This window comes from Halorubrum sp. ASP1 (assembly GCF_005435135.1).
Classification (GTDB): domain Archaea; phylum Halobacteriota; class Halobacteria; order Halobacteriales; family Haloferacaceae; genus Halorubrum; species Halorubrum tropicale.
In genome coordinates this window covers 458,020-474,130 of sequence record NZ_SGUA01000002.1, presented here as the reverse complement: position 1 = coordinate 474,130, position 16,111 = coordinate 458,020, and the positions used below count along the sequence as shown (strand labels likewise).

18 protein-coding genes are annotated in these 16,111 nt (G+C 76.0%); 12 read left to right on the top strand and 6 right to left on the bottom strand.

Annotated features, from left to right (window positions below; genetic code table 11):
* Window positions 1–14 precede the first annotated feature (14 nt).
* Both EXE48_RS04875 and EXE48_RS04870 read right to left on the bottom strand, forming a co-directional pair.
* The gene (locus tag EXE48_RS04875) at window positions 15–308 is read right to left on the bottom strand and encodes a DUF7981 family protein (RefSeq protein ID WP_053771871.1); all 294 of its coding nucleotides are present in this window, start codon (window positions 306–308) and stop codon (window positions 15–17) included.
* Window positions 309–689: a Rid family detoxifying hydrolase gene (locus EXE48_RS04870; protein WP_053771872.1), complete on the bottom strand. Its 381-nt coding sequence runs from the start codon at window positions 687–689 to the stop codon at window positions 309–311.
* A gap of 135 nt (window positions 690–824) precedes the next feature.
* Here EXE48_RS04870 and EXE48_RS04865 point away from each other — a divergent pair, with 135 nt between their 5' ends.
* Window positions 825–1,220 carry a DUF7577 domain-containing protein gene (locus EXE48_RS04865; RefSeq protein ID WP_137710872.1) on the top strand — a complete coding sequence of 132 codons (396 nt, stop codon included), beginning with the start codon at window positions 825–827 and terminating at the stop codon, window positions 1,218–1,220.
* Between the two features lie 46 nt (window positions 1,221–1,266).
* Here the strand turns inward: EXE48_RS04865 and ubaA are convergent, their stop codons facing one another.
* A complete protein-coding gene (gene ubaA / locus EXE48_RS04860; protein ID WP_137704688.1) occupies window positions 1,267–2,079 on the bottom strand; it encodes an SAMP-activating enzyme E1 in 813 nt (270 codons plus the stop codon).
* 119 nt (window positions 2,080–2,198) lie between these two features.
* On the opposite strand from ubaA, the gene EXE48_RS04855 reads away from it, so the two are divergent.
* Window positions 2,199–3,335: a serine hydrolase domain-containing protein gene (locus EXE48_RS04855; RefSeq protein WP_137710871.1), complete on the top strand. Its 1,137-nt coding sequence runs from the start codon at window positions 2,199–2,201 to the stop codon at window positions 3,333–3,335.
* Between the two features lie 24 nt (window positions 3,336–3,359).
* On the opposite strand, the gene EXE48_RS04850 is transcribed toward EXE48_RS04855, so the two are convergent.
* Complete coding sequence (locus EXE48_RS04850; protein ID WP_137704686.1) at window positions 3,360–4,763, bottom strand: hypothetical protein; 1,404 nt, start codon at window positions 4,761–4,763, stop codon at window positions 3,360–3,362.
* A 123-nt stretch (window positions 4,764–4,886) separates the two neighbouring features.
* Window positions 4,887–5,477, bottom strand: a complete 591-nt coding sequence (locus tag EXE48_RS04845; RefSeq protein ID WP_049931415.1) for a 50S ribosomal protein L15e — start codon at window positions 5,475–5,477, stop codon at window positions 4,887–4,889.
* Between the two features lie 313 nt (window positions 5,478–5,790).
* Between EXE48_RS04845 and EXE48_RS04840 the strand changes: the two genes are divergently transcribed.
* From EXE48_RS04840 to trxA, 9 genes are all read left to right on the top strand, one after another.
* Window positions 5,791–6,906: a nicotinate-nucleotide--dimethylbenzimidazole phosphoribosyltransferase gene (locus tag EXE48_RS04840; protein WP_137710870.1), complete on the top strand. Its 1,116-nt coding sequence runs from the start codon at window positions 5,791–5,793 to the stop codon at window positions 6,904–6,906.
* A 91-nt stretch (window positions 6,907–6,997) separates the two neighbouring features.
* Window positions 6,998–8,017, top strand: a complete 1,020-nt coding sequence (locus EXE48_RS04835) for a CobD/CbiB family cobalamin biosynthesis protein (RefSeq protein ID WP_121600838.1) — start codon at window positions 6,998–7,000, stop codon at window positions 8,015–8,017.
* Window positions 8,008–8,817, top strand: coding sequence for an adenosylcobinamide-GDP ribazoletransferase (gene cobS, locus EXE48_RS04830; protein ID WP_137710869.1), 810 nt, complete (start codon window positions 8,008–8,010; stop codon window positions 8,815–8,817). The genes EXE48_RS04835 and cobS overlap by 10 nt, the downstream gene beginning before the upstream one ends.
* A complete protein-coding gene (locus EXE48_RS04825) occupies window positions 8,817–9,536 on the top strand; it encodes an NTP transferase domain-containing protein (RefSeq protein ID WP_053771974.1) in 720 nt (239 codons plus the stop codon). The genes cobS and EXE48_RS04825 overlap by 1 nt, the downstream gene beginning before the upstream one ends.
* The gene (locus EXE48_RS04820) at window positions 9,533–10,606 is read left to right on the top strand and encodes an aminotransferase class I/II-fold pyridoxal phosphate-dependent enzyme (protein WP_137710868.1); all 1,074 of its coding nucleotides are present in this window, start codon (window positions 9,533–9,535) and stop codon (window positions 10,604–10,606) included. Before EXE48_RS04825 ends, EXE48_RS04820 begins: the two co-directional genes overlap by 4 nt.
* Window positions 10,599–11,363 (top strand): adenosylcobinamide amidohydrolase, encoded by a 765-nt coding sequence (locus tag EXE48_RS04815; protein ID WP_137710893.1) that lies wholly within the window; start codon window positions 10,599–10,601, stop codon window positions 11,361–11,363. The genes EXE48_RS04820 and EXE48_RS04815 overlap by 8 nt, the downstream gene beginning before the upstream one ends.
* A complete protein-coding gene (locus EXE48_RS04810; protein ID WP_137710867.1) occupies window positions 11,360–12,106 on the top strand; it encodes a cob(I)yrinic acid a,c-diamide adenosyltransferase in 747 nt (248 codons plus the stop codon). Before EXE48_RS04815 ends, EXE48_RS04810 begins: the two co-directional genes overlap by 4 nt.
* 19 nt (window positions 12,107–12,125) lie before the next feature.
* On the top strand, window positions 12,126–13,724 hold the full coding sequence (locus EXE48_RS04805; RefSeq protein ID WP_137710866.1) for a cobyric acid synthase: 1,599 nt from the start codon (window positions 12,126–12,128) through the stop codon (window positions 13,722–13,724).
* 57 nt (window positions 13,725–13,781) lie between these two features.
* Entirely contained in the window at window positions 13,782–14,270 is a 489-nt protein-coding gene (gene trxA / locus EXE48_RS04800; protein ID WP_053771881.1) for a thioredoxin, read from the top strand.
* 9 nt (window positions 14,271–14,279) lie between these two features.
* Here the strand turns inward: trxA and EXE48_RS04795 are convergent, their stop codons facing one another.
* Entirely contained in the window at window positions 14,280–14,975 is a 696-nt protein-coding gene (locus EXE48_RS04795; protein ID WP_137704681.1) for a helix-turn-helix domain-containing protein, read from the bottom strand.
* A 130-nt stretch (window positions 14,976–15,105) separates the two neighbouring features.
* On the opposite strand from EXE48_RS04795, the gene EXE48_RS04790 reads away from it, so the two are divergent.
* Window positions 15,106–16,089 carry a hypothetical protein gene (locus EXE48_RS04790; RefSeq protein WP_137710865.1) on the top strand — a complete coding sequence of 328 codons (984 nt, stop codon included), beginning with the start codon at window positions 15,106–15,108 and terminating at the stop codon, window positions 16,087–16,089.
* The last annotated feature ends 22 nt before the right edge of the window (window positions 16,090–16,111 follow it).

The following is a 16,111-nucleotide window of genomic DNA, read 5'->3' as shown; positions in this document are numbered from 1 at the left end:
CTCCGGTGCGACTGTTAAGTCCTTCTTTTCGCGCGCACCCGGACCTCGGCGAGATACGTAATACCGGCCGACGCGACCGCGACCGCGAGCGCGACGAGCGCCAGCCCGCCGAGACCGAGCGGTAGCGATCCGGGACCGAGGAGCCGGTACCCCTGCGCGAGCACGAGGAAGGCGAACCCGCCGACGATCCCCCACAGCGCCGCGGAGCGCGCTCGGGCACGCGGGGTGGCCGGCGCGCCGGGCGCGGGGACGGACCCGTCGGTCGCGGCGTCCGACTCGCTCTCCGACCCGCCCTCGCCGTCGGCCATCTACTCGACGACGGCGACGGCCTCGATCTCGACGCCCGCCCCCTTCGGGAGCGCGCCGGCCTCGACCGCGGAGCGGGCCGGCGGCGACGCGTCGAAGTAGTCGGCGTACGTCTCGTTCATCTCGTCGAAGTCGCCGATGTCGGCCATGAACACCGTTGTCTTGAGCACGTCCTCGGGACCGGCGCCGGCCTCCTCCAGCACCGCGAGGAGGTTGTCGAGCGCCTGCTCCGTCTGGACCGCGATCGGGGCGTCGTCGAGCAGGTCGCCTGCGGGCGTCAGCGGGATCTGCCCGGCCGTGAACACGAGGTCGCCGTCGGTCGTCGCCTGGCTGTAGGCGCCCACCGCCGCCGGGGCGTCGTCCGTGTGGATCGTCTCTTTCATGCGGGTGCGCCTTCGACCGGCGGCCTCAAGAGTACTCTGGAGCGGGACCGCCGGTCGGCGCGGGGCCCGGATCGCGGTCGCGGACGGTCGGAATCACCGTCAGACACAAGCGCATGGAATGGTAACACGCCACGTATGACGGGAGACCAGCTCCTGCCGCTCGCCGCGATATTCGTCGGCGTGGCGGCGCTGAACCTCGCGGTGACGTGGCTGCTCGTCCGGCGGAACCGCGACCCGGCGGAGCTGCTCGGTTCGGCCGCAACCCGGTCGTCGGACGGCGACGGCGAGGGGCCCGAGGTCGGACCGACGCTCGCGCTCGACGGCGACGCCGGCTCGGCGAGCGGGGCGGGGGAGCCCGACGGGGGCGACCCGCCGCCGCTGGACGCCGACGGCGAGACCGTCGTCTGCCGGCACTGCGGCGCGGAGAACCGGGCGGGGTACCGGTACTGCCGGTGGTGCGTCCGGTCGGGGTTCGTCGACGAGGACGCCGGCGTCACCGCGGGGACCGCGGTGGCCGACCGGTCGCTGTGAGCGGTCGGGGCGCGCGCCTCGCGGGGGACGGGGCGAGCGGGCCGACTCAGGCCGCGTCGATCTGACACCCGGCCGCGTAGTCGATGCCGTCGATGCTGTCGATGCCGTCGTCGCCGCACACCGGACAGTCGGGGTTGCGCGCGTACGGCACCGTCTCGAACGAGAGGTCCATCGCGTCGTAGAACAGCATCCGGCCGACGAGCGGGTCGCCCACGTCCATGATCAGCTTCGCGGCCTCGGTCGCTTGGAGGCAGCCGACCGTCCCCGGGAGGACGCCGAGGACGCCCGTGCTCGCGCAGTCGGGCATCGTCCCCGGCTCCGGCGGCTCGGGGAACAGGCACCGGTAGCAGGGGCCGTCCGGCGAGAGCGTCGTCACCTGCCCCTCGAACTTGTAGATGGCGCCGTGCGACACCGGCACCCCCTCGATCCGGGCCGCGTCGTTCACCACGTAGCGGGTGGCGAAGTTGTCCGAGCAGTCCACGACCACGTCGTGGTCGGCGATCAGCTCGCGGGCGTTGCCCGCGTCGAGCCGCAGCTCGTGGCGCTCGACGTCGACGTCGGGGTTGCGGTCGGCGACGAAGTCGGCCGCCGAGTCGACCTTCTTCCGTCCCACGTCGCCGTCGCCGTGGATCACCTGTCGCTGGAGGTTCGAGCGCTCGACGACGTCGTCGTCGACGATCCCGATCGCCCCGACCCCCGCGGCCGCGAGGTACTGGATCGCCGGGGCGCCGAGCCCGCCCGCGCCGACGACGAGGACGCGGGCGTCGAGCAGCCGCTTTTGCCCCTCCGGACCGACGTCGTCGAGGATGACGTGCCGGGAGTAGCGGTCGAGTTGGGTCGCGTCGAGCGAGAGACTCATGCCTACGACCTGTGCGGGCGCGGATATAATCGTGTTCCCGGGCTGCGGTCGAGGCGCCGACCCCGGCGGAACGTCGCAGTACGCGAACGACTGAAGGGGGTGAGCACTGAAAGCGAGTTATGTACTTCCCCGACGCGGACGAGTGGGAACGGCGCGACCCCGAGGCGGTCGGGCTCGATCCGGACGCCGTCACGGCCGCAGTCGACTACCACAAGCTGAACGGGACGCCGCGCGAGCAGATCGACTACGACTTCGCGGACCACGAGACGTGGGACGACGCCGAAGGCGAGCACGGGCAGCGGATCGGGCCCCACCCCGCGCGGCGCGGCGGCCCCGCGGGGCTCGTCCTCAAGGACGGCTACCGCGTCGCGGAGTGGGGCGACACCCGCCGCGTGGACCAGGCGTTCAGCGTCGCCAAGAGCTTCCTCTCGGTCGTCGCGGGCGTCGCGTGGGACCGCGGCGGGATCGACTCAGTCGACGACCCCGTCCGCGAGTACGTCGACGACGGCGGGTTCGAGGGCGACCACAACGGGGCGATCACGTGGCGCCACCTGCTCCACCAGACCAGCGAGTGGGAGGGGACGCTGTTCGGCAAGCCCGACGCCGTCGACCGCAACCGGGCGGTCGGGAAGGACGGCGAGGCGCTCGACAAGTCGGAGACGCGGTCGCTCCGCGAGCCGGGGACGTTCTGGGAGTACAACGACGTGCGGATCAACCGCCTCTCGCTGGCGCTCCTGCGAACGATCGGCCGGCCGCTCCCCCGCGTGCTTGCCGAGCACGTCATGGGACCCGTCGGCGCCACCGACACCTGGGAGTGGCACGGCTACCACAACTCGACGGTCGACGTGGACGGGACGGCGATGAAGAGCGTCTCCGGCGGCGGTCACTGGGGCGGCGGGCTGTGGATCTCCGCCCGCGACCTCGCGCGGGTCGGCCTGCTGTACCTCAACGGCGGGGAGTGGGACGGGAACCGACTGCTCTCCGAGGCGTGGGTCGACGCGTCGACCGAGCCCTGTGAGCTCAACGAGAGCTACGGCTACCTGTGGTGGCTCAACGAGGGGCGGACGCTGTGGCCGAGCGCCCCCGAGTCGGCGTACGCCGCCCTCGGCCACGGACAGAACACCGTCTGGGTCGACCCCGAACACGACCTCGTCGCCGTGCTCCGGTGGCTGCGCTACGACGAGGACGCCGAAGAGACCGACGCGCGGACCGAACAGGGCCGGTTCTACGCGAAACTGCTCGACGGGCTCGACTGAGCCCCGAGAGCGGGGCGCGCCGACTCACTCGGTCGACGCCGCCACGGCGTCGGTCATCCAGCAGTCGTCCACGTCGCCGAGGGAGGTGTCCGTGTCCCCGCTCCCGCCGGCGACGCGCACGAGTCGGAACTCGTACCGACCGGTGACGCTGCCGTTCTCCCGGGTGACGACCTCGACGTAGGCGGCGTCGTCGACGACGTCCGGCACGGAGTACTGGGCGGTGTCGTACGTGAGCATCGGTCCGTACCGCGGCGTCTCGAACAGGTCGGCGTACTCCCCGGTCGAGCCGACCAGGTCCCTGTTCCCCGGCGAGGCGAACGCCCGGAGGGTCCGGATCCCGTCGTTCGTCGCGTTGTCGTTGTAGCGGAGCGCGTTCATCTGGATCTGGACGACCTGGAGCGCGGACCGCTCGCAGGTGGGCGACGGCGCCGTGTTCCGCGCGGCCTCACCGGTCGGGTCGCCGTCCGCGACCGAGACGGTGTTCGCACCGTCGCCGTCGGTCGATCCGCCGCTCCCGCCGTCGCTCTCGTTCGCCGCTCCCGTCGGGTCCGAGTCGCCCGCGGCCGGGTCGCTCGCCCCGCCGCCCCCCACGCCGGCGAGGCCGTCCGGACCGCCGACCCCGGCGGCGCCGGCGGCGAACCCGGCCCCGGCCGCCGCGACGAGGAGGACGGCGACGCCGACCGCCGCGAGGAGCGCCCGTCGGTCCGTCCGTTCGGTCGCGCCGTCGGTCGGAGTCGCCTCGTCGCTCGTATCGGCCGCGGCGGCGTGGCTCGCGTCGGTCGCGGCCGCCTCGTTTCTCGTGTCCGTCGCGGCCACCTCGTCCCTCGGTCGAGCGTCGGCCCCCGAATCGCCCGACGAACCGGAGGCGGTTCGGTCGGCGGACCGGAGACCCGAACCGGCGTCATCACCGGTGGTTTCGGACGAGGCGGCGCCCGGCGCGGCGGCACCCGACTCGTCGCCGTCGTCCGTCACCGCGTCGGCGTCCGCCGGGCCGGTGCCGGAGTCCGGTGCGTCGGCGGCGGGGGCGGCCGCGCTCTCGTAGGCCGCGGACCGGATCGGCACGCCGAGGAACCGGTCGGAAATGTCGTTCGCCGTCGCCGGCGGGACGCCGTACAGCAGGCGCTCTCGGAGGTCGGCCGGGGCCACCACGTCGGCGTCGAACCCGGCGTCGAGGTCGTCGAGCAGCGAGTCGCTCGCGACGACGACGGCGTCCGCCGGGGCGTCGGGGACAATCCCATCGGCGGCCGCGACCGCGAGCAGTTCGGTCCGTCGGCCGCCCTCGGTCACCGTGACCCGCGGCGGGTCGACGTCGACGGCGTCGGCGGTCGCCGCGTACGCCTCGGCGACGAGCGCCGCGAACGCGTCGCCGTCGAGCGACTCGAGTTCGGTCGCGAACGGGTCGGGCGGAATGGGCGCGTTCGCGGTCACGTAACGATCGCCACGTACGTGGGTATGTGACGCGGTGTCTTTGCTCTTGCGTCGCGGTCGCACGGCGCCGCGGCTCGTCGGGATCGCGGACCGCGAGGAAAAACGTCGGCGTCGTCGGGGGCGTTACTTGCCCTGCCGGTCGTTCGAGGTGACGCTCGGGCGCGTCTTCTCGGTGCCCTTGCCGCGCTTGCGCTGGCCGCGGCCCTTGGTGCCGGCGGAGGTGAGGCCGCGGTACGCGCGGCCCTTGTGGTCGTCCGAGCAGATCCAGTTCAGGTCGTCGTCGTTCTCGATCGCGGGGTGGGCGGGGTCCACGAGGATGACCTCGTGCCACTTCTGGGAGCCGTCCTCACCGACCCAGTAGGAGTTGAGCACGCGGAGGTTGCGGTACTTCCGCGAGGCGCGCTCCTCGGCGATGCGCTGGATCGACTTGCGCCGCGAGACGCGGTTGACGCCCTGGCGCTTCGAGCGGCGGCCCGCCTTGAAGCGCTGCTTGCGCGAGCCGCCCTTCCGGACGCTCACGCGGGCGACGATGACGCCCTGCTTGGCCTTGTAGCCCAGTTCGCGGGCCTTGTCCAGCCGGGTGGGGCGCTCGATGCGCTCGATGGCGCCCTGGTCGCGCCACTCCTGTTTGCGCTGCCACTGCAGCTCGGCCAGTTTCCCCTCCTTGGGGGACCGCCACGCCTCCTTGATGTGCGAGTAGAAGCTTCGTGCCATTGTGTGTCCGCGGACGGTTGCGATTCAGCCGCGAGGGGCCACATGTCGTCTCGTCCCGGGCGCGCGTCGGCCGACCCGACGTTCCCGGCGGCGAGTGCCCGCTGTGTCCGCACCAGCGAGTTGGCGGATTTACCCGCGGTCCGCCCTTAACCGCTTCGCTCCGCGGGTCGCGTGCGGAGGAGTGACAGGGAGGCTCGGCTCCGCTCCCGGCGCCCCGCGTCGATCGATTAAAGTTCACTTGTATCGATTAACCGCCAGTGGTACACATCGACGCCGCGCCGGGGCGACGCGGCCTCGACGGAGGGGGTGTCCGGTGGGGGACGTGACCCTCGTCGTCGTCGCCGGGACGACCGAGACGGCCGCGATCGACGGGATCAGCGCCGCGGGCGCCGACCCAGACCTGCGCGTCCACACGCCGAGCGCCGACCTCGAGATCGTCGCGTCCGGCCGCCCGGGGCCGGGCTCGCCCGTGCCGGTGAGCCCGGGCGGCTGTCCGACCCCCGCGGTCGTCACCCGCGCCGTCCGCGAGCTGCTCGGCCCCGAGTCGCTCCCCGCCGAGTTCGTCGACGCCGGGCTGGGAGCGCCCACCGCGGCCGCGACGCGCGGCGTCGGCGCGGCGCCGGGCGGCGACGTGCGCGACCCGGAACCGGTCCCGGGGGCGGCGACCGTCTTCGAGCGCGCGCGGTCGCTGGCGCCGGCCCTCGCCGCGTCCGGGAGCGGCGACGACGCGGGCGGCGACGGGACGACCGAGCTCCTCGTCGCGGAGACGATCCCGGGCGGCACGACGACGGCGCTCGGAGTCCTGACGGCGCTCGGCGAGCGCGCCGCGGTCTCCTCGTCGCTCCCGGCGAACCCGATCGAACGCAAGCGCCGCGTCGTCGCCGAGGGGCTGGACGCGAGCGGCCTCGACCCGGGCGGCGCGGCGGGCGACCCGATCGAGGCGGTCCGGCTGGCCGGCGACCCGGTCCTCGCCGCGGTCGCCGGGCTCCTCGTCGGCTGCGCGGACGCGGGGATCGACGTCACGCTCGCGGGCGGCACCCAGCTCGCGGCCGCGGCGGCGCTCGCGCGACACGCCGGCGTCGACCGCCGGCTCCCGCTGGCGACCACGTCGCTCGTCGCCGACGACCCCACGGCGGACCTCCCGGCGCTCGCGGGCGACCTCGACCTAGCGCTCGCGGCGGCCGACCCCGGGTTCGCCGAGGGCGACCACCCCGCGCTGGCGGCGTACGCCCGCGGCGAGGCGAAGGAGGGCGTCGGGATGGGCGGGGCGCTCGCGCTCGCCGACCGGGCGAGGGTCACCGACGCCGCCGTCCGCGATCGGATCGCCGCCGTGACCGACCGACTGCTCGCCGAGCGGAGGGCGAGCGACGGGAGCGGCGACGCGGAACCCGGCGGCTCGACGCCGACCGACGGGGGCGACCGGCGGTGAGGGGGCTCGTCGGACACCGGACCCTCGGCACGCACTGCCGCGTCCACGCGACGAGCGACGCGTTCGACGCGTTCCCCGACGAGGTGGAAGGGTGACGGGGACCGGACCGCTCCCGGCCGCGGCGGTCACGCTGGTCGCCCCGCTCGCCGTCGCCGTCGCGCTGGACCTCGCGGTCGCGGAGCCGCCCCGGCGGGTCCATCCGGTCGCGCTGTTCGGGCGCCTCGTCGGGCCCTTCGACCGCGAGTGGGCGCGTCCGGGACTCGTCGGCGCCCCGGTCGCGGTCGCGCTCCCACTTGTTTCGGCCGCGGTCTGCGGCGGGGGCGTCTGGCTCGCGGCCGCCCGCGGGCCGCGAGTCGGCGACGTTCCGGTCCTTGCCGTCGCCGTCGCGGCCGCCGTCTGCTTCTCGGTCGCGAGCCTGCGCATGCTGCTCGACGTGACGAGCGAGGTGGTCGCGGAGAGCGAGGCCGACCCCGACGCGGCCCGGGAGTCCGTCCGGGCGCTCGTCGGGCGCGACCCCGCCGCCCTCTCGCCGGCCGACCTCCGGAGCGCCGCGGTCGAGAGCGCCGCCGAGAACCTCGCGGACGGGTTCGTCGCGCCCCTCGCCTGGTTCGTCGCGGGCGCGACCGTCGCCGTCGCGCTCGCCGCCGCTGCGGGGGGCGCCGCCGCCCCGTCGGCCGCGCTCGCCGCCGGCGTCGCGGCCGCGGCCTGGGCGAAGGCCGTGAACACGCTCGACTCGATGCTCGGCTACCGCTCGAAGCCGGTGGGGCGGGCGAGCGCCCGGCTCGACGACGCCGTCATGTTCCTCCCGGCGCGGGTCGCCGCGTGCTGTCTCGCGGTCGCCGCTCGGTCGCCCGGGAGCCTGCGACGTGCGCGGCCGCTGGCCCGCGAGCCCGCCTCCCCGAACTCGGGGTGGCCGATGGCGACGGCCGCGGTCGCGCTCGGCGTCCGCTTGGAGAAGCCGGGCGCGTACGCGCTCCCAGGGGGACCCGAGCCGCCGACCCCGACCGCCGCCCGGGACGCCGTGCGCCTCGTCGGCGCCGCGGGCGGCGTCGCGGTCGCGGCCGCGGCGGGGTGGCTCCTCGCGCTCGCGGGGGTGGTCGCGTGGTACTGACGGTCGCCGCGCTCCGCGGCGCGCTCGGGTTCTGCTCGCGGGTCCCCGTCGGCCGCGACGAGGCGGCCTGGGAGGCGTTCCGGCGGACGCCGGCGGCGATGCCGGCGGTCGCCTACGCGCTCGGCGCCCTGGTCGCGCTCCCGGTCGCCGCCGCGACGCTGCTCCCGGTCCCGGTCCCGTCCCCCACGGTCGCGGCGGCGGTCCCCGCGTGGCTGTACCTCGTCACCGGGATCACCCACCTCGACGGCGTCGCCGACCTCGGCGACGCGGCGGTCGTCCACGGGGACGCCGAGCGCCGCCGCGAGGTGATGAAGGACTCGGCGCTCGGCGTCGGCGGCGCGCTCGCGGTGGCGCTCGTCGTCTTCGGCCTCGCGACGGCGGCGACGGTGGCGGTGGACCTCGGCCGGCTCTCGCTCGTCAACGCCCTCGCCCTCGTCGTCGCCGCCGAGGTCGGCGCGAGGGGCGCCGCGGCCGCGCTCGTCTGCGTCGGCGAGGCCCCCCACGAGGGGCTCGGCTCGGCGCTGACCGCCGAGTCCGGCCCGCGGGGCCTGATCTGGGTCGCGCTCGCGGCGGCCCCCGCCGCGCTGCTGGGCCCCGCCGCGGCCGCGGCGGGCGTCGGATTCGACGCCGCGTTCGTCCCCGGCGCGGCGCTGGCCGCCGCGGGCGCCGTCGCCGTCGTCGGGCTGGCGTGGGCGAACGCGCGCCTCGGCGGGGTCAGCGGCGACGTGCTCGGCGCGACGACCGAGGTCGCCCGGGTCGTCGGGATTCACGCGGGGGTGATCGCGTGGACGCTCTCGTGATGTGCGGCGGCCGGGGCACCCGGCTCGGCGAGGGCGAGAAGCCGCTCGCGGCGGTCGCCGGGCGGTCGATGGTCGACCGCGCGCTCGACGCGCTCGCCGCGAGCCGAGTCGAGACGGCGTACGCCGCCGTCTCCCCGCACGCGCCGCGGACGCGCGAGCGACTGGTCGCGCGGCGGGACGGGAGTGCCGACGATCCGGACTCGGAAGCGGTCGACCTCCGGGTGGTCGACACGCCGGGCGACGGGTACGTCGCGGACCTCCGGGCGGCCCTCGAAGCCGGACCGGACGCGCCGGCGCTCACCCTCGCGGTCGACCTGCCGCTGCTCGACGGTCCGGCGGTCGACGCGGTCCTCGGCGCGCACGCCGCCGCCGACGCCGACGCGCTCTCGGTCCGCGTGCCCGCGGCGCGCAAGCGGGAGCTCGGCGCGAGCGCCGACGCCGCGACGCGGTACGACGAGGCGGACGACGGCGAGGCGAGCGGGGGAGTCGACGGCGACCTCGTGCCCGCCGGGATCAACGTCGTCGGCGCGCTCGACGGCGCGGGCGACGAGGCCGTCCGGGCGACCCGCGACGCGCGCCTCGCCGTCAACGTCAATCGCCCCGGGGACCGCCGGCTCGCGGAACGGCTGCTCGGCGGCGACGGACCCGAACCGCTCCCGACCGGCGGGGTCGACTGGCTCGACGCGACGGCGACGCGCGAGGGAGGTGGGCGGTCGTGAACCGCGAGCGCGCCGCGGCGCTCGGCCGCGAGCCGCACGGGAGCAGCGACGACCCCGACCTGCTGGACTTCAGCGCGAACGCGAACCCCGAGGTCCCCGACGGCGTCGAGCGCGTCTACCGGGCGGCGTTCGAGCGGGCGCGGACGTACCCGCCCGAGCCGCCGGCGGCGTTCCGGCGCGCGGCCGCCGACTACGTGGGCTGCGACCCCGAGGACGTGGTCCCGACTCCGGGCGGGCTGGCGGCGATCCGGGCCGCGGTCGCGCTCGCGGTCGACGAGGGCGACACCGCCCTAGTCCCGGCGCCGAGCTTCGGCGAGTACGCCCGCGAGGTCCGGCTCCGGGGCGGCGAGCCGTCGTTCGCCGACGCCGACCGCGTCCTCGACGCCGACCCGAGCGGTCACGCGCTCGCGGTCGTCTGTACCCCGAACAACCCCACCGGGACCGGCTACGACCGCGACGCGTTGCTCGCGTTCGCGGAGCGCTGTCGGGCGGCCGGGACCGTCCTGCTCGTCGACGAGGCGTTCCTCGGGTTCACCGAGCGCGCGTCGCTCGCGGGGACCGACGGCGTCGTCGTCGCGCGGGCGCTCACGAAGCTGTTCGGGCTCCCCGGAATCCGGGCCGGCTTCGCGGTCGCGACGGGCGACCTCGGCGCGGCGCTGCGGGGCGCCCGCCGGACGTGGAACCTGGGCGCGCCGGCGCTCGCGACCGGCGAGTACTGCCTCCGGCAGGAGGAGTTCGTCCGCGAGACCCGCGAGCGCGTCAGGCGGGAGCGCGACCGGCTGCGGGCCGCGCTCGGCGAGCGCTACGCGGTGGCCCCCTCGGAGGCGCCGTACCTCCTCCTCGACGTCGGCGACCGCGACGTCGACCGCGTGATCGAGCGGGCCCGCGACCGGGGCGTCGCCGTCCGCGACGCGCGGTCCTTCCGCGGCCTCGACGCGCACGTCCGGGTCGCGGTGCGCCGCCCGGCCGAGAACGACCGGCTCCTCACAGCGCTCGGGGTCGGCGACGAAGCGGGAGATGACGGCGGTTCGAGCGGTGGCGGAAGCCGAGGTGCGGACGCCGATGTTTGAGGCGACCGTCAGCGAGGGCGTCCTCCGGCTCCGCCGACCGGGGACGCGCTGGCTCTCGACCGGCTGGGACGGCGGGCGGTCGCGGGCGGCGGCCGCGTACAACGTCACCGTCTCGGAGGGGTTCGACCGGACTGACCTCGCGGCCTACCGCGACGAGCGGCTGGCGCGGGCAGGGTTCGCCGGCGATGCCGACGACAGCGTCGGCGACGGCGGTAGCGGAGACGGCGACCCCGACGCCTCCCCGGCGCTGTTCACGGGCGTCTCGATGGACCACGCCAGGGGGGCGCGGCTCGGACCCGCCGTCGCGTACGCGACCGTCGGCCTCTCGAACCCCGCGATGCTGCCGGCGGATCCGGCCAGCGCGGCCGAGTCGCAGGGGCCGACGGAGGCCGCGGAGGGCCCGCCCGGCCCCGGAACGGTCAACCTGGTCGTCGGGACGACGCGGCGGCTGGCGCCCGGGGCCGCGGCGAACCTCGTCGCGGTCGCGGCCGAGGCGAAGGCGGCGACGCTGCTCGCGGCGGCCGGCGTCCCGGGGACGACGAGCGACGCGGTCGTCGTCGGAGACGACCCCGAGGGCAAGCCCGCGGCGTTCTCCGGCAGCGCCACGGCGGTCGGCGGGGCGGCCCGAGCCTGCGTCCGGGACGCGGTCCGCGCGAGCCTGCGGTCGCGGTACCCGGACGGCGACGTGCCCGGTCCGGCGGCCGACGCCGAACACGGCGTCGTCACCGACGAGCGGGCGGAGGTCTTCGACCCATGACACCGAACGACGACACCACCGACGAGGCATCGACCGACGAGAACGGCGAGGGCAGCGAGCGCGACGCGACCCGGGCCGCCGACCGGAGCCGCACCCCGGGCGGCGGCGAGGCCCCCGAGCCCGAACCGATCGAGCCCGCCGCCCCCGAGGAGTTCGGGCTCGTTCAGGCCTGGTGGGGCGACGGGAAGGGGAAGACGACCGCGGCGATGGGGATGGGATTCCGCGCCGCGGGGCACGGCTACCGCGTCCACATGCTCCAGCTGATGAAGGGCGGCGCCGACAGCGTCGAGGGCGTCCGCGGCGAGTACAACGCCATCGCCGCCGTTCCGGGGTTCACCTACGAGAACGCCGGTCACTACGGCTGGCACGGCCTGCTCGACGGCTCGGCCGACGACGAACACGAGGCGAAGGCGGCCGCCGCCTTCGAGCGCGCGGAGGCGCTCGTCGCGGGCGCGGCCGACGCGGACCTGACCGAGCCGCTCCCGCTCGACGGCGACCCCGAGGACGGCGTCCACATGCTGATCGTCGACGAGCTGCTGTACGCGGCCGACCGCGGGCTCGTCGCCCCCGACGACGTCGTCGCCCTCGCCGAGTCGAAGCCGGGCGACCTCGAACTCGTGCTCACCGGGAGCCACGCCGAGCCCGCGTACCTCGACGGCGTCGCCGACCTGATAACGAACGTCCGCAAGGTCGCGCATCCGTTCGACGACGGCCGGCGCGCCCGCCGCGGGACGGAGTACTGACGATGGGGGGCGGGGTCGCGTGACCGACGGCGAGACGGCGGCGGCGGCCGAGGGAGACGCCCGCACCGTCCTGATCGCGGGGACCGCGAGCCACGTCGGCAAGAGCACGCTGGCGGCCGGGCTCTGTCGGCTGCTCGCGCGGCGCGGCGTCTCGGTCGCGCCGTACAAGGCCCAGAACATGAGCAACAACGCGCGGGTCGCGCTGACGCCCGACGGCGAGTGGGGCGAGGTCGGCGTCTCCCAGCACGTCCAAGCGCGGGCGGCCGAGGTCCCGGCGACGACGGACATGAACCCCGTGCTGCTCAAGCCCCGCGGCGGCGGCGAGAGCCAGGTCGTGATCGACGGCGAGGCGGTCGCGAACGCCCCGGCGAGCGAGTACTACGACGACCGCTGGGAGGCGGCGCGCGCGGCCGCGGTCGCGGCCCACGAGCGCCTCGCGGCCGGCCACGACGTGATCGTCGCGGAGGGCGCGGGCAGCGTCGCCGAGATCAACCTCCGCGACCGCGACCTCGCGAACGTCGAGTGCGCCCGGTTCGCGGACGCCGACGTCCTGATCGCGGTCGACATCGAGCGCGGCGGGGCGTTCGCGAGCCTCTACGGGACCCTCGAACTGCTCCCCGACGACCTCCGCGAGCGCGTCCGCGGCGCCGTGATCACGAAGTTCCGCGGCGACCCGAGCCTCCTCGAACCCGGCATCGAGGAGATAGAGGCGCGGACGGGCGTGCCGGTGGTCGGCGTCGTCCCGCACGACGACCCCGGGCTCCCGGCCGAGGACAGCCTCTCGCTGCCGGACGCGGAGGAGGACGGACCGGGCGGGAGCGACCGCGGCGGGGGCGTCCTCGGGAGCGACGACGGCGTCGCCGACGACGCGGCCGTCCGGGTCGGGGTCCCGCGGCTCCCGCGCATCTCCAACTTCACCGACCTGGAGCCGCTGGCGCGCGAGCCGGGAGTCCGCGTCGCCTACCTCCCGCTCGACGCCGCGCTCGACGGGGTCGACGCGGTCGTCCTCCCCGGGTCGAAGAACACGGTCGACGACCTGCTGGCGCTCCGCGACGCCGGCTTCGGCGCGGCGCTGCGCGCGTTCGACGGCCCCGTGGTCGGCGTCTGCGGCGGGTACCAGATCCTCGGCGAGCGGCTCGTCGGCGCCGCCGTCGAGGGCGTCGGCGACCGCGAGGCGGTGCCGGGGGTCGGGCTCCTCCCCGTCGAGACCGAGTTCTCGACGGAGAAGCGCGTCGAGCGCGTGACGTGCGCCGTCGAGGGCGTCGGACCGATCGCCGGCGCCGCGGGGCGCGCGACCGGGTACGAGATCCACGCCGGGCGGACGCGGCGCCTCGGCGACGCGGCCGACGAGGGGGCGGAGACCGCGGTCGCGACCGAGCCGCTCGGCGCGGGGAGCGTCGCGACCGAGCGCGTCCTCGGGACGTACCTCCACGGGCTCTTCGAGACGGCGGCCGTGCGCGACGCCTTCGTCGAGCGGGTCTTCGCGCACGCGGGCCTGGCGCGTCCAAACGGCGCGGCGACCGACCGCTCGCCGTACGACCGCGCGGCCGACCTCGTCGCGGAGCACGTGGATCTGGGCGCGGCCGGGCTCGACGGCCTCCTCGGGCCGACGGAGTGACGCGCGAGCGGATCCGGCGGCGGAAGGTATATTGTTCTAAGTCTCCAATACTGTGGTATGAGCGACGCAGCCGACGCGGACGAACCGACGGGCGACGACGCGAAGACCGAGCGCGAGCGCATCCGCGAACGGAAGCGGCGGGAGCTCGAGGCGCGCCTCGGCGACGGCGAAGCGGTCGACGGGAGCGCCGGACCCGACGCCGGCGACGGCCGCGGAGCGGCGACCCCGAGCGAGCCGATCCACGTGAACGGGACGGACGAGCTCCGGCGCGCGGTCGACGAGCACGACGTGGTCTTGGTGGACTGTTACGCCGACTGGTGTGGGCCGTGTCAGATGATGGAGCCGGCGATCGAGGCGCTCGCCGCCGAGACCGACGCCGCGGTCGCGAAGGTGGACGTCGACGCGAACCAGGCGGTCGCCCAGCAGCTGGGCGCGCGCAGCATCCCGACGCTCGTCCTGTACGCCGACGGCGAGGCGGTCGACCGCTTCGTCGGCGCGCAGGACCGCGCGACGCTGGAGTCCGCGATCGCCGAACACGCCGCCTGAGGCGAGCCGTCAGTTCCCGGCGAGCGTCTCCTCCAACAGCTTCCGCTGCGCCGTCGCGAGGTGCTCGGCGAACGTCGACGGGGAGATGTCGAGCGCGCCGGCGACCTCGCTCGCGTTGGCGTCGCGGGGGCGCTCGAAGTAGCCCATGCGGTAGGCGGTCCGCAGCACCTCGCACTGGCGGTCGGTGAGGCGGCCGCGGTCGACGAGCGTCCGGTCCGGCGACCCGTTGCCGCGCGCCGCGCCCTCGACGAGGTAGCGGACCTCGACGCGCTCCGCCGTCCCGTCGAGCGCCGAGACGATGTCGCGCAGGCGTTCGAGGTCGGGGAGGTGGAGCGTCAGGAGGAGGACGCCGTCCTCGGCGCGGGCGTCCGCGATCGGGCAGTCGAGCTCCTCGATGACCCGGCAGGCGCACGTCCCGTCGCGGGGGCGCTCGTACCGGTACACGCGCTCGTCGCCGAGGTCGACGACGGAGGCGGGCTCCGGAACGCCCTCCGCGCCGTCGACCGCGTCCGGGTCGCGGGCGCGGAACTCCTCGGTGTGCGTGTCGCCCGCGTGCGTCCAGGTGACGCCCGTGATCGGGCCCTCGTGGGCGGTCGAGGCGGCGACGACCGGGCAGTTCCCCGTCCCGTGGATCGCGACGCCCGCGCGGACGCCGTCGGGCGTCGCGCCCGCGCCGCCGTCGGCCGGCTTCCCTCCGGTTCCCATCGCGTCGGGGTTAGTGCGACGGGCACAAAGGCCTGATCCCAGACGCGCGCGGCGCACCGATGGGTCGCACCGAGAACACCCGCAATACTGAGGGCCGGTCGGTATCGGTCCGCGCCCCGGAGTCGCGGCCGTGAACCGAGCGATCCACGCGGTCGGAGCGGTCGCCCTGACCGGCGCCGGCGCCGGGATGTGCGCCGCGGCGGCCGCGGGCCTTGCGGGCGGAACCGTCGGCGGACCGGAGCTACCGATCGGGGCGGCCGTCTTCGCGGTCGCCGCGGTGAGCCTCGGGTACACCGCCGCGAGGGAGACGCGGGACGCGCTGCGGACGGACGGCTTCGGCGTCACGCGGGTCGACCTCGGCAACGCGACCGCGGTGGCCGTCGCGGCGCCGGTCACGTACGCGCTCTCGGTTCGGGTGGGCGTCGGCGCGGTCGTGGCGTCCGCGCTCGTCGGCCTCTGCGCGCACCTCCTGACCGAGACGTACGGGGCGCCGGCGTACTGCGGCTCGTTCGTCGGGATGGCCACGCCCGCGGCCGACGCGGACCTCGCGTCGGTGGCCGCGGCCGGGCTCGTCGCCGCCGTCGCCTTCGTCGCCGCCAAGCGCGCGTTCAACGGGTTCGGCGGGAAGCTGGGGACGACGGCGTTCGTCGGCTGCCTGTCCGTGGCGGCGCTCGGCGGGCTGACGCCGGGCACCGGGACCGTCCCGGACCCGGCCGTCGCGGCGGGACTGGTCGCCGCGGCCGCGGTCGCCGCGCCCGTCACGTTCCTCGTGAGCGTCCGGCTCGGCCACGGCCCGGTCGTCGCGAGCGCGGTCGTCGGGCTCGTCGCCGGCGTCGTCTGCCCGCCGCTGTTCGCCGCGGGCGACGCGGTCGCGGCGGTCGCCTTCTGCGCGTCGTTCGCCGGGATGGCCACGCCGGAGCGGATCCCCGGCCCCGGCGCGATGCTGCTGGCCGGCGGGACCGCGGGCGTCGGGTTCGTCGGCGCGGCGCCGTACGTCGTCGGCTTCGGCGGGAAGCTCGGCACCATCGCGTTCGCCGCCTGCCTCGTGACCGCCGGCGCCCTGTCGCTCGGGCGCCAGGTCGCGCCGGTCGGCGGCGACGCCGTGACGGGGTGACGCGCCCCGGTCGGCGGTCGCG

Excerpts from the sequence above, each read along its gene's own strand:
- ubaA (WP_137704688.1), bottom strand. The coding sequence starts at position 2,079 with ATGAGTCTCTCGCTCGACGCGACCCAACTCGACCGCTACTCCCGGCAC.
- EXE48_RS04810 (WP_137710867.1), top strand. The coding sequence starts at position 11,360 with ATGACACCGAACGACGACACCACCGACGAGGCATCGACCGACGAGAAC.
- EXE48_RS04815 (WP_137710893.1), top strand. The coding sequence starts at position 10,599 with ATGTTTGAGGCGACCGTCAGCGAGGGCGTCCTCCGGCTCCGCCGACCG.
- EXE48_RS04865 (WP_137710872.1), top strand. The coding sequence starts at position 825 with ATGACGGGAGACCAGCTCCTGCCGCTCGCCGCGATATTCGTCGGCGTG.
- trxA (WP_053771881.1), top strand. The coding sequence starts at position 13,782 with ATGAGCGACGCAGCCGACGCGGACGAACCGACGGGCGACGACGCGAAG.
- EXE48_RS04795 (WP_137704681.1), bottom strand. The coding sequence starts at position 14,975 with ATGGGAACCGGAGGGAAGCCGGCCGACGGCGGCGCGGGCGCGACGCCC.
- EXE48_RS04855 (WP_137710871.1), top strand. The coding sequence starts at position 2,199 with ATGTACTTCCCCGACGCGGACGAGTGGGAACGGCGCGACCCCGAGGCG.
- EXE48_RS04870 (WP_053771872.1), bottom strand. The coding sequence starts at position 689 with ATGAAAGAGACGATCCACACGGACGACGCCCCGGCGGCGGTGGGCGCC.
- EXE48_RS04875 (WP_053771871.1), bottom strand. The coding sequence starts at position 308 with ATGGCCGACGGCGAGGGCGGGTCGGAGAGCGAGTCGGACGCCGCGACC.
- EXE48_RS04825 (WP_053771974.1), top strand. The coding sequence starts at position 8,817 with ATGTGCGGCGGCCGGGGCACCCGGCTCGGCGAGGGCGAGAAGCCGCTC.
- EXE48_RS04845 (WP_049931415.1), bottom strand. The coding sequence starts at position 5,477 with ATGGCACGAAGCTTCTACTCGCACATCAAGGAGGCGTGGCGGTCCCCC.